Source organism: Massilia alkalitolerans DSM 17462, assembly GCF_000427785.1.
GTDB classification, from domain to species: domain Bacteria; phylum Pseudomonadota; class Gammaproteobacteria; order Burkholderiales; family Burkholderiaceae_D; genus Telluria; species Telluria alkalitolerans.
In genome coordinates this window covers 93,723-106,150 of sequence record NZ_ATYR01000011.1, presented here as the reverse complement: position 1 = coordinate 106,150, position 12,428 = coordinate 93,723, and the positions used below count along the sequence as shown (strand labels likewise).

Here is a 12,428-nt window from a genome sequence, read left to right as displayed (position 1 = left end):
CGCCTAGCTTAGGTGACGCCGGAACGCGTCCACTGGCTGTGCAGCTCGGGATCCGTGCGCAGCTCCCACACCCCCAGCACGACCGTCGCGATGCCCGCGAGACCCAGGCTCCAGGTCATGGCCGGGTCGCGCACGACGCCGACCAGCCAGGGCGAGACCGCCACCCACACTCCGACGACGATATTCAGCAGCACGGCCCAGACATAGGTCCTGACCAGGTCGAATGCGGCCAGCAGCGCGATGATCGCGCCCGCGATGTAAGCGTTGATCGCCGGGGGCGAATAGGAAGGATAGCCGAGCGCCCAGGGCGACATGAACAGCCAGACGCCGATCACGACCATGAGCTGGTCCTGCCAGTGCCGGGACGACGGATGCATTGCCATGATGTGATCCTCCATGCGTGGACGTCGCATTGCTTGGACAATGCTGCAGCGTGGAAGTTTGCGAGGGAAGCGGGAAACGCCGCCGGCATCGACCGGCGGCGCAGGGGAGGATCAGGACAGGTTCGGCGCCAGGTAACGCTCGAGTTCGCTCTTGTCCATGCCGCGGCGGCGCGCCATGTCCTCGAGCTGGTCTTCGCCGATCTTGCCGACCACGAAGTACTTCGAGTCCGGGTGGGCAAAATAGAAGCCCGACACCGCGGCGCCCGGGTACATGGCGAAGGACTCGGTCAGCTCCATGCCGATCTCTTCCGCCTGCAGGGTACGGAACAGCTCGGCCTTGACGGTGTGCTCCGGGCAGGCCGGGTAGCCCGGCGCCGGACGAATGCCCTGGTATTCTTCCTTGATCAGCGCTTCGTTCGACAGGTCCTCGCCCGCCGCGTAACCCCACAAATCGGTGCGCACGCGCTCGTGCAGGTACTCGGCGAAGGCTTCGGCCAGGCGGTCGGCCAAGGCCTTGAGCATGATCGAGGAATAGTCGTCGAGGGCCGCTTCGAAGCGCTGCTCGTGCTTTTCGATGCCCAGGCCGGCGGTGACCGCGAACATGCCGATGTAGTCGGCAATGCCGGAATCCTTCGGCGCCACGAAATCGGACAGGCACTGGTTCGGGCGCTGCTCGCCATCGACCACCGGCTTGACGCCCTGCTGGCGCAGGCCGTACCAGGTGAACGCGACTTCCTTGCGCGATTCGTCCGTGTAGATTTCGATGTCGTCGTCATTGACGGCGTTGGCCGGCAGCAGCGCGATGGCGCCGTTGGCGGTCAGCCAGCGGCCTTCGATGATCTTCTTGAGCATCGCCTGGGCTTCCTCGAACACCTTGGTGGCGGCTTCGCCCACCACCTCGTCGGTGAGGATGGCGGGGTAGGGGCCGGCCAGGTCCCAGGTCTGGAAGAAGGGACCCCAGTCGATGTAGCGCGCCAGTTCGCCCAGCTCGACGTTCTTGAACACGCGGCGGCCGATGAATTTCGGCTTCACCGGTGCGTAGGCGAGCCTGGCCTTGTTGCCGCGCGCCTGCTCGAGGGTGAGCATCGGCAGCGCCTTCTTGTTGGCGTGCTGCACGCGGATGCGTTCGTAATCCTGGGCGAGCTCGATGATGTAGGTGTCGCGCGTGTCGTCGGTCAGCAGCGACTGGCCCACCGACACCGAACGCGAGGCGTCCGGCACGTAGACCACCGGGCCTTCGTAGTGCGGCGCGATCTTGACGGCGGTGTGGGCGCGGCTGGTGGTGGCGCCGCCGATCAGGAGCGGGATCTTCTTCTCGCGGAAGTAGGGATCGCGCTGCATCTCGCGCGCCACGTGGGCCATCTCTTCGAGCGAAGGCGTGATCAGGCCCGACAGGCCAACCATGTCGGCGTTCTCTTCCTTGGCCTTGGCCAGGATGTCCGCGGCCGGGACCATCACGCCCATGTTCACGATTTCGAAGTTATTGCACTGCAGGACCACCGAGACGATGTTCTTGCCGATGTCGTGCACGTCGCCCTTGACGGTCGCGATGACCATCTTGCCCTTCGGCTTGGCGACGATGCCGGTGCGGCGTTCTTCTTCCGCCTTCTCTTCTTCGATGAAGGGCACCAGGTGGGCCACGGCCTGCTTCATCACGCGTGCCGACTTGACCACCTGCGGCAGGAACATCTTGCCCTGTCCGAACAGGTCGCCGACGATGTTCATGCCGTCCATCAGCGGGCCTTCGATCACGTGGATCGGGCGGCCGCCGGACACCAGGACCTGCTGGCGCATCTCTTCGGTATCCTCGACGATCCACTGCGTGATGCCGTGCACCAGCGCGTGCGCCAGGCGCTTCTCGACCTTCGCCTCGCGCCACTCCAGGTTCTGTTCCTGCTTGCCGGCGCCGGCCTTCAGGGTGCCGGCGAATTCGATCATGCGCTCGGTGGCGTCCTCGCGGCGGTTCAGCACCACGTCCTCGACGCGCTCGCGCAGCTCGGCGGGCAGGTCGTCGTAGACGCCGACCATGCCGGCGTTGACGATCCCCATGGTCATGCCGGCCTTGATCGCGTGGTACAGGAAGACGGTGTGGATCGCTTCGCGCGCCGGGTCGTTGCCGCGGAAGCTGAACGAGACGTTCGAGACGCCGCCCGACACCTTCGCGTGCGGCAGGTTCTTGCGGATCCAGGCCGTGGCTTCGATGAAGTCCACGGCGTAGTTGTTGTGCTCTTCGATGCCGGTGGCGATCGCGAAGATATTCGGGTCGAAGATGATGTCTTCCGGCGGGAAGCCGACTTTTTCGACCAGCACCTGGTAGGCGCGCGCGCAGATCTCGGTCTTGCGCGCGAAGGTGTCGGCCTGGCCCTGTTCGTCGAAGGCCATCACGATGACGGCAGCGCCGTAGCGGCGGCACAGGGTCGCCTGGCGGATGAATTCTTCTTCGCCCTCTTTCAGCGAGATCGAGTTGACGATGGCCTTGCCCTGCACGCACTTCAGGCCTGCCTCGATAACGCTCCATTTGGAGGAGTCGATCATGATCGGCACGCGCGAGATGTCCGGTTCGGACGCGATCAGGTTCAGGAAGCGCGTCATCGCGGCCACGGAGTCGAGCATTGCCTCGTCCATGTTGATGTCGATGACCTGGGCGCCGTTCTCGACCTGCTGGCGCGCCACCGACAGCGCATCGTCGAACTGCTCGTTCAGGATCATGCGGGCAAAAGCCTTGGAGCCGGTGACGTTGGTGCGCTCGCCGACGTTGACGAACAGCGAACGGTCGTCGATGGTGAAGGGCTCGAGGCCCGACAGGCGCATCGCGACCGGCACGTCCGGGACCTGGCGCGGCGGGGACGCTTCGAGAATCTTCGAAATGGCGGCGATGTGGTCCGGCGTGGTGCCGCAGCAGCCGCCGGCGATGTTGATGAAGCCGGCGTCGGCGAATTCGCGCAGCAGGGCCGAAGTGTCGCTGGGGAGCTCGTCGAAGCCGGTGTCGCTCATCGGGTTGGGCAGGCCCGCGTTCGGGTAGATGCACACGAAGGTATCGGCGATCGTCGACAGCTCTTCGGCATAGGGGCGCATCAGCGCGGCGCCCAGCGCGCAGTTGAGGCCGACGGTCAGCGGCTTGGCATGGCGTACCGAGTTCCAGAAGGCGGCCACGGTCTGGCCCGACAGGATGCGGCCCGAGGCGTCGGTAACGGTGCCCGAGATCATGAGCGGCAGGCGCGGGGTTTCCGGATGCTCTTCGAAGTACAGGTCGATCGCGAACAGCGCGGCCTTGCAGTTCAGGGTGTCGAAGATGGTCTCGACCAGCAGCACGTCGGAACCGCCGTCGACCAGGCCGCGCACCTGTTCGTGGTAGGAGGCGACCAGCTGGTCGAAGGTGATGTTGCGGAAGGCCGGGTCGGTCACGCTGGGCGAGATCGAAGCGGTCTTCGGGGTCGGGCCGAGGGCGCCGGCCACGAAGCGCGGCTTGTCCGGGGTACTGTATTTGTCGCAGGCGGCGCGCGCGAGCTTCGCTGCTTGCACGTTCATCTCGTAGGCGAGATGCGCCATGTGGTAGTCGTCCTGCGCCACGCCGGTGGCGCCGAAGGTATTCGTTTCGATCAGGTCGGCACCGGCGGCGAGGTAGCGCTCGTGGATCTCCTGGATGATGTGGGGCTGGGTGAGCGTGAGCAGCTCGTTGTTACCCTTGACGAAGAGCTCGCGCTGGCCGGCGCCTTCCGGCGCGCTGAAGTCCTTGAAACGCTCGCCGCGGTAGGCGGCTTCATCGAGCTTGTACTGCTGGATGATGGTGCCCATCGCGCCATCCAGGATCATGATGCGGCGCTTCAGGATGTCGCGCAGCTGGGAATCGATCGGGGAAATGGAGCGAAGTGGGGCGTTCATGGTGTCGTCTTTCTACGGCTTTACAGGCCGTTTACTGTTGGGCGGTCTACGATTATACGTCAGGACGCCGGCTTGCTCTGCGGAGGGCGAAAATGCCGATCCGTGTATGTATCTTTATGTATTGATTTCGCCGGCTGTTACATGACGTTACAAAACCTAATACATCCGCAATCTTTACGTTACATACACGGACGACAATTAACGCGTCGTCACAGGTTGGCGAAGCTTTTAACGGGATGATTGCATGAACAAAGAATATGAGCCGGATTGGGACCAGCCGGTGAACCGCATCGAAGAACCGGCTGTCGCCGTGAAGCCCCAAACGATCAACGGCGTGAAACAGATCGTGACGATCCGTTTGGACGTGGACATGCTCGAATGGTTCAAATCGGCGGGTCCGGGTTACCAGACCCGTATCAACCAGGTACTGCGCGAGTATATGGACGCACAGCGCACGGCTGGGTCGCAAGAGAAGTGATGGTTCGGGGCGAATGCCCCGATTTTCATTTTAGGAGAAGATTTTTCCGCCCAGCGGGAAACTCTTGAGGAATTCCGCCGCAGCCAGGCGTTTGCCGCCAGGCTTTTGAAGTTCGGTCATGCGCAATGCACCGCTGCCGCATGCGACCACGATGCCCCCCGCATCCGCCGCCAGCACCTGGCCCGGCGTGCCGGCGCCAGGCGCCAGTTCCGCATTCCACACCTTGACGGTCACGCCGTCGACCAGCCCATGCGCACCCGGGAAGGGATTGAAGGCGCGCACCCGGCGCCACAGCACGGCGGCGTCCAGGGCGAAATCCAGCTTCGCTTCTTCCTTGCTGATCTTGGCGGCGTAAGTCACGCCGGCTTCCGGCTGCGGCACCGCCTCGAGCTGGCCGATTTGCATCTTGCGCAGCGCCTCGACGATCATGCGTCCGCCAAGCATGGCCAGCTTGTCGTGCAGGCTGCCGGTGGTGTCCGTGTCTTCAATGGCGACGCGTTCGATCAGCATCATCGGCCCGGTGTCGAGGCCTTCTTCCATGCCCATGATGGTCACGCCGGTGTCGATGTCGCCGGCTTCGATCGCGCGGTGGATCGGCGCCGCGCCGCGCCAGCGCGGCAGCAGGGAACCATGGATATTGATGCAGGGCTTGATATCAAGCGTGCTGCGCGGCAGGATCAGGCCATAGGCCGCCACCACCATCACGTCGTAATCGAGCGCCAGCAGGCGCTCGTGGGCGTCGCGCGCTTCCTCGGCGCGCTGCGGATCCTTGGCGTCCATGCGCAGCGACAGCGGCTGCGCAACGGGCATGCCGTGCGCCAGCGCATACTGTTTCACGCTTGACGCCTGCAGCTGCATGCCGCGCCCGGCCGGGCGGTCGGGCTGGGTCAGGACCAGGGGAATCTCGAAGCCGGCCTCGTGCAGGGCACGCAGGGCGACAGCGGCGAACTCGGGCGTGCCGGCAAAAACGACCTTCATCGGCGGCCCTGTCAGCGGCGGGCGCTGCGCAAGGCGGCGTCGCGCTCCATGCCGCGCTCTTCCTTCTGCAGCTTGGCCTTGATGCGGTTGCGCTTGAGCGGCGACAGGTATTCGACGAAGACCTTGCCCATCAGGTGGTCCATCTCGTGCTGGATGCACACGGCCAGCAGGCCGTCGGCTTCGAGCTCGAATTCCTTGCCTTCGACGTCATAGGCCTTGCACTTGATGCGCGCCGGGCGCTCGACGCCGTCATAGATGCCGGGCACCGACAGGCAGCCCTCGTCGTAGACCTGCTTCTCTTCGCTGGCCCAGGTGATTTCCGGATTGACGAAGACCATCAGCTGGTCGGTCGTCTCGCTGACGTCGATGACGACCACGCGCTCGTGCACGTCCACCTGGGTGGCGGCCAGGCCGACGCCCGGTGCGTCGTACATGGTGTCGGCCATGTCGCTGACCAGCTGGCGCAGGCGCTCGGTACCGAATTCGGTGACCGGCTTGGCAACCTTGTGCAGGCGTGGATCAGGATAGCGGAGGATCTTCAGTAAGGCCATGGTCGAAAAAGTAAGAGGAGATAGGTGTTCAATAAGATTGTTGCGCGCGTACAGAAATGCAACACATCCCCGATCCTGCAAGACGCGGTTTGTCTTGCTAGTTCAGGGATTTATGTGCAGAATTTGATTCAGTACGGCAACCTTTTGTCGATCAGAGCGGGTCATCGTGCTGTCTCTATCCAGCAGACGATGCGCGCTGCCAGCCCTTCGGTGTCAAAGCCGCAATCCATGTGCGCTAAGCGGACGCAACGACGGACACAATGACGGAAACAAGCAATGAAAAATTTTAGCACAGTCGTGACCCGCGCTGCTGCCGCGGCCCTCGTCGCGTGTGCCGTGGCCGGCCCGGTCCAGGCCGCCCCAGCATCGTCCGCCGCTTGCGCTTTCCGCCCGAACGCTCCTGACCAGCACGTCGTGGTCAAGGGCGATACCCTTTGGGATATTTCCGGCACTTTCTTGCAGAATCCCTGGTGCTGGCCACAGGTGTGGGGCATGAACCGCGACGAGATCCGCAACCCGCACTGGATCTATCCCGGCCAGGTCATCTATTTCGACCGCACGCGCGGCCGCCTGTCCCTGACCCGTCCCGGCAGCGCCGACGGCCGGGGGGAGCCACCGCTCACCAGACTGTCGCCGCAGCTGCGCAGCGAATCGCTCGAGCGTGACGCCGTGCAGTCGATACCGGCCGGCATGATCGAGCCTTACCTGACCCAGCCGCTGGTGGTCGAAGCCAACGCGCTGGCTGGCGCCCCGCGCATCGTCGCGTCGCAGGAAGGCCGCGTCTACCTCGGCACGGGCGACCGCGTCTATGTCAAGGGCGAGCTGCAGGGCGGCAAGACCTTCCAGGTGTTCCGTCCGAGCGGCCCGCTGCGCGATCCGCAGACCCGCAAGGTGCTGGCGCACGAGGCCGCCTACCTGGGCACCGTCACGCTCGACCGCGAAGCCGCGCCGGGCGTGGATGCGCATACCTTCCGCGTTGCCGAGACGCGCCAGGAAATGGGCGTGGGCGACCTCCTGATCCCGATGCCGCCGACACCGGTGCGCAACTACATGCCGCATGCGCCGGCGCAGCCGGTCGATGCGCGCGTGATGTCGATCTATGCGGGCGTCAGCTACGCCGGCCAGAGCCAGGTGGTGACTGTCAATCGCGGCTCAGTTGACGGACTCGATGTCGGTTCCGTGCTGCAGCTCTATCATCTCGGGAAGACGGTGCCGGACCCGGCCAGCAAAGGCGTGCTCGGCTTCGGCAAACGAACGATCAAGCTGCCCGACGAGCAATATGGCAGCCTGTTCATTTTCCGCGTGTTCAGCAATGTCTCGTACGGACTGATCATGCAAGTGAAGGCGCCGGTGGAAGTCGGCGACGTGGCGCGCTCACCGGAGTAAACCTTACCGTGCAGGACACGGCCCCCCACATCGTCACCAGCCCACCGGATTTCCGCGCCATCGCCGACTGGATCCGGCTGGAAGGAACGGCGGGCGTGGGATGCCGCACCGGCCGGTTGCTGCTGGATGTCTTCGGCTCGCCCGCGGCCATCTTCCGCGCCGGCCATGCGGCCCTGGCCGCCCATGTGCCGGCCGCCCAGGCCGCCGCGCTGTGTGCGCCGGTCTCGTCCGAACTCGCACGGCAGATCGAGCTCACGCTGGCCTGGCTGTCGGGAGCGAACCGCCACCTCCTCACGCTGCACGACACCGATTATCCGCAAAGCCTGCGTCACATCCCCGATCCGCCGCTTCTCCTTTATCTGCATGGACAGCGAGCATTGTTGTCTTCGCCCATGATCGCCGTGGTCGGCAGCCGCAATGCCAGCACGCAGGGCAGGGCCAATGCGGCAGGCTTCGCGGAAAGCCTGTCGCATGCGGGCCTGTGCGTGGTGTCGGGCATGGCGCTCGGCATCGATACGGCCGCACACGAAGGCGCCCTGCGCGGTCCGGGTTCCACCATCGCCGTCATCGGCACCGGCGCCGATCGTGTCTACCCGGCGCGCAACCGCCCCCTCGCGCACCGGATTGCGGACGAAGGCTGCATCCTCAGCGAATATACACTCGGCACCCCGCCAGTCGCCGGCAACTTTCCGCGCCGCAATCGCATCATCAGCGGCATGGCGGCCGGCGTGCTCGTGGTCGAGGCGGCGGCGCAGTCGGGTTCGCTGATCACTGCGCAGATGGCGGCAGAGCAGGGGCGCGAAGTATTCGCGCTGCCCGGGTCGATCCACTCGGCGCTGGCCAAGGGTTGCCACCAACTGATCCGCGAAGGCGCGCAGCTGGTCGAGACCGTGGACGAGGTGCTGGCCGCGCTGCGGGTCTCGCCGCTCGTGCGGCAAGCTGCACCGCTACCTGCCGCTGCCGGCGACGATGCGCTGCTGGCCGCGCTGGGCCACGATCCGGTGGAGTCCGATGCGCTGCTGGCGCGCCTCGGCCTTGACGCCGGCGCGCTGGCCGGCGAACTGCTGGCGCTCGAACTGGCCGGGCTGCTCGAACGCTTGCCCGATGGCCGTGTGCAGCGCGTCGTGCATGCCGCATGAATCATGGAAAGTATGGCTGTTCTCTCTTATGCGCGATGCATGAGGCGGTGCGAAAAAGAGTATTCTTCTTGCGATATTTTTGTGAAATGCTTGGCCTGAATTTTGTTAAAAATCGACAAAACTGAATGAACGGATAAGGCCACGAAACAACGTTTTTTACGTAGAGGGCGCCACGTGGCGTGCCAGGCTTGTGCCTCGGCGAGCTTAGCTGCTACAGTAGCGTCACTATGTTCGACATCCTGGTCTACCTCTACGAGACGTACTATCGTCCTGACGCCTGCCCCGAGCCGGCGGCCCTGGCACGCAAGCTGTCCGCCGTCGGTTTCGATGACATCGAGATTTCCGAGGCGCTGGACTGGCTCTCCGGGCTGACCGAAGCGGCAGTTTCCGACGCCATCGATGCCTGCACCGGCATCCGCTACTACGTGGACGAGGAATACATCGAACTGGGTAGCGCCGCGATCGGCTTCATCCAGTTCCTCGAGAGCGCCAAGGTGCTCAGCCCGGTGCAGCGCGAGATCGTCATCGAGCGCGCGCTGGCCTGCGACGAGTCGCCGGTGGCGCTCGGCAAGCTCAAGATCATCGTGCTGATGGTCCTGTGGAGCCAGGGCAAGGAACCCGATGCGCTCATGTTCGACGACCTGTTCGGCGACGACGACGACCAGGAACCGCGCCTGCTGCACTAAGCGATCCAACAGGTTTCATCAACGGGGCTCATGCCCCGTTTTTCATTTCTGCGTCACCATTTCTGGGCATCTCCGCGCCGCCAGGGTGCGCTTCGCCAGCCGAACGTGCACTTGCGGTCGGCGCGGCATCGCGCTTATCATTGGCCGCTCAATCCAGATTGTTACCATACAGACACTACGGCTTTCACAACCGTCCAGCCCGGGAGCATGTATGATGCGCGGGCAAAAGCCACTTATATATAGAGCACCCGAGAAACACTATGACCAAATCCCTCATCATCGCAGAGAAGCCGTCGGTCGCGAACGACATCGCGAAGACGCTGGGCGGCTTCACCAAGCACGATGAGTACTTCGAATCCGACCAATACATCCTGTCGTCCGCCGTCGGCCACCTGCTCGAGATCGCGGTGCCCGAGGAGTACGACGTCAAGCGCGGCAAATGGAGCTTCACGCACCTGCCGGTGATCCCGCCATACTTCGCGCTGAACCCGATCGCCAAGACCGAGTCGCGCCTCAAGGTGCTGAACAAGCTGATCAAGCGCAAGGACGTCACCACCCTGATCAACGCATGTGACGCAGGACGCGAAGGAGAACTCATCTTCCGCCTGATCGCCCAGAATGCGAAGGCCAAGCAGCCGGTGAAGCGCCTGTGGCTGCAGTCGATGACGGCCAATGCGATCCGCGAAGGCTTCGCCCACCTGCGCAGCGACGAAGAGATGCTGCCGCTGGCCGACGCCGCGCGCTGCCGCTCCGAGGCCGACTGGCTGATCGGCATCAACGGCACCCGCGCCATGACCGCCTTCAATTCAAAAGAGGGCGGGTTCTACCTGACCACCGTGGGCCGGGTGCAGACCCCGACCCTGTCGATCGTGGTCGAGCGCGAAGAGAAGATCAAGAAGTTCGTCCCGCGCGACTACTGGGAAGTGCGGGCCGAGTTCGTGTGTGCGGCCGGCATCTACGAAGGTCGCTGGCTCGACCAGAATTTCAAGAAGGACGAGAACGATCCGGAGAAGCGCGCCGAGCGCCTGTGGAGCAAGGCTGCCGCCGATTCGATCGCCGCCGCATGCCGCGGCAAGCAGGGCGTGGTGACCGAGGAATCGAAGCCGACCACCTCGATGGCGCCGGCCCTGTTCGACCTGACCAGCCTGCAGCGCGAGGCCAACGGCCGCTTCGGCTTCTCGGCCAAGAACACGCTCGGCCTGGCGCAGGCGCTGTACGAGAAGCACAAGGTGCTGACCTATCCGCGTACCGATTCGCGCCACCTGCCGGAAGACTACATCGCGACCGTCAAGAACACGCTGGAGTCGCTGAACGAGACCAACAACTACCAGCAGTTCTCGAAGCAGGTGCTGAAGAACGGCTGGGTCAAGCCGAACAAGCGCATCTTCGACAACACCAAGATCTCGGACCACTTCGCGATCATCCCGACCGGCGTCATCCCCAAGAACCTGACCGAGCCGGAACAAAAGCTGTACGACCTGGTTACGCGCCGCTTCCTGGCGGTGTTCTTCCCGCCGGCCGAGTTCCTGGTGACGACCCGCTTCACCGAAGTCTCGGGCCACCAGTTCAAGACCGAAGGCAAGGTGATGACCAACCCGGGCTGGCTGGCGATCTACGGCAAGGAGTCGCAGACCGACGACAAGGACGGCGCCAACCTGGTGCCGGTGCAGAAGGGCGAGAAGGTCCTGACCGAGAAGATCACGGCCAATGGCCTGGTGACCAAGCCGCCTGCGCGCTACAGCGAAGCGACGCTGCTGTCGGCGATGGAAGGCGCGGGCAAGCTGGTCGACTCCGACGAGCTGCGCGATGCCATGGCCGGCAAGGGCCTGGGCACGCCGGCGACCCGTGCGGCCATCATCGAAGGCCTGCTGACCGAGAAATACCTGATCCGCGAAGGACGTGAACTGATCCCGACCGCCAAGGCGTCGCAGCTGATGACGCTGCTGCGCGGCCTGGGCGTGAACGAACTGACCGCGCCCGAGCTGACCGGCGAGTGGGAGTTCAAGCTCTCGCAGATGGAGAAGGGCAAGATCTCGCGCGACGAGTTCATGCGCGAGATCGCGCAGATGACGCAGATTATCGTCAAGCGCGCCAAGGAATACGACAACGAGACCATCCCGGGCGACTACGCGACCCTGAAGACCCCGTGCCCGAACTGCGCCGGCGTGGTCAAGGAAAACTACCGCCGCTTCGCCTGCACCAAGTGCGACTTCTCGATGTCGAAGACGCCGGGCAGCCGCCAGTTCGAGATCGCGGAAGTCGAGGAGCTGCTGGAGAAGCGCACCATCGGCCCGCTGCAGGGATTCCGCTCGAAGATGGGCCGTCCGTTCGCGGCAATCCTGCGCATCGTGCGCGACGAAGACATCCAGAACTTCAAGCTCGAATTCGACTTCGGCCAGGACCAGGACGATGGCGAGGAAGGCGAGGGCGTCGACTTCACCGGCCAGACCGCGCTCGGCCCCTGCCCGAAGTGCGCAAGCGGCGTGTACGAGATGGGCCTGGCCTATGTGTGCGAGAAGACGGTCGCCAGGCCCAAGGCTTGCGACTTCCGCAGCGGCCGCATCATCCTGCAGCAGGAGATCCTGCCGGAACAGATGGCCAAGCTGCTCAACGACGGCAAGACCGACCTGCTGCCGGGCTTTGTTTCGCAGCGCACGCGCCGCGCCTTCAAGGCCTTCCTGGTGCGCGGCAAGGACGGCAAGATCAGCTTCGAGTTCGAAGAGCGCAAGGCCAAGCCGGCGGCAAAAGGCAAAGCCGCCGCAGCCGACGGCGCCGCGGATGGCGCCGATGGCGCGGCAGCAGCGGCCGTGAAGCCGGCCGCCAAGAAGGCGCCGGCGAAGACCGCGGCGAAAGCTGCGGCCAAGACGGCGGTGCGCAAGCCGGCGGCGAAGAAGGTTGCGTCGGCGGCGAAGAAGTAAGCGCTGCGCTTCGGAAAGCGGAAAACG

General features: G+C 64.4%; 9 protein-coding genes. 5 read left to right on the top strand and 4 right to left on the bottom strand.

The genetic code is table 11. The features are described from left to right. Positions 1–8: 8 nt before the first annotated feature. Both YWC_RS0113360 and metH read right to left on the bottom strand, forming a co-directional pair. The gene (locus tag YWC_RS0113360) at positions 9–383 is read right to left on the bottom strand and encodes an SPW repeat protein (protein WP_036214339.1); all 375 of its coding nucleotides are present in this window, start codon (positions 381–383) and stop codon (positions 9–11) included. A gap of 111 nt (positions 384–494) precedes the next feature. Then, positions 495–4,265, bottom strand: coding sequence for a methionine synthase (gene metH, locus YWC_RS0113355; protein ID WP_211238968.1), 3,771 nt, complete (start codon positions 4,263–4,265; stop codon positions 495–497). 244 nt (positions 4,266–4,509) lie between these two features. Between metH and YWC_RS0113350 the strand changes: the two genes are divergently transcribed. Further along, on the top strand, positions 4,510–4,743 hold the full coding sequence (locus tag YWC_RS0113350; protein ID WP_027865836.1) for a BrnA antitoxin family protein: 234 nt from the start codon (positions 4,510–4,512) through the stop codon (positions 4,741–4,743). Positions 4,744–4,773: 30 nt separating this feature from the next. Here YWC_RS0113350 and fmt read toward each other — a convergent pair whose 3' ends face one another. Together fmt and def are read right to left on the bottom strand one after the other, a co-directional pair. Continuing rightward, positions 4,774–5,721 carry a methionyl-tRNA formyltransferase gene (fmt, locus tag YWC_RS0113345; RefSeq protein ID WP_027865835.1) on the bottom strand — a complete coding sequence of 316 codons (948 nt, stop codon included), beginning with the start codon at positions 5,719–5,721 and terminating at the stop codon, positions 4,774–4,776. Between the two features lie 11 nt (positions 5,722–5,732). Further along, positions 5,733–6,272: a peptide deformylase gene (def, locus tag YWC_RS0113340; RefSeq protein ID WP_027865834.1), complete on the bottom strand. Its 540-nt coding sequence runs from the start codon at positions 6,270–6,272 to the stop codon at positions 5,733–5,735. Positions 6,273–6,548: 276 nt separating this feature from the next. Between def and YWC_RS0113335 the strand changes: the two genes are divergently transcribed. The 4 genes from YWC_RS0113335 (at position 6,549) to YWC_RS0113320 (ending at position 12,401) form a co-directional block, all read left to right on the top strand. Beyond that, the gene (locus tag YWC_RS0113335) at positions 6,549–7,658 is read left to right on the top strand and encodes a LysM peptidoglycan-binding domain-containing protein (protein ID WP_027865833.1); all 1,110 of its coding nucleotides are present in this window, start codon (positions 6,549–6,551) and stop codon (positions 7,656–7,658) included. An 8-nt stretch (positions 7,659–7,666) separates the two neighbouring features. Next, on the top strand, positions 7,667–8,797 hold the full coding sequence (gene dprA / locus YWC_RS0113330; protein WP_027865832.1) for a DNA-processing protein DprA: 1,131 nt from the start codon (positions 7,667–7,669) through the stop codon (positions 8,795–8,797). 227 nt (positions 8,798–9,024) lie between these two features. After that, positions 9,025–9,483 (top strand): Smg family protein, encoded by a 459-nt coding sequence (locus YWC_RS0113325; protein ID WP_027865831.1) that lies wholly within the window; start codon positions 9,025–9,027, stop codon positions 9,481–9,483. A 260-nt stretch (positions 9,484–9,743) separates the two neighbouring features. Beyond that, positions 9,744–12,401, top strand: a complete 2,658-nt coding sequence (locus YWC_RS0113320) for a DNA topoisomerase III (protein WP_027865830.1) — start codon at positions 9,744–9,746, stop codon at positions 12,399–12,401. The last annotated feature ends 27 nt before the right edge of the window (positions 12,402–12,428 follow it).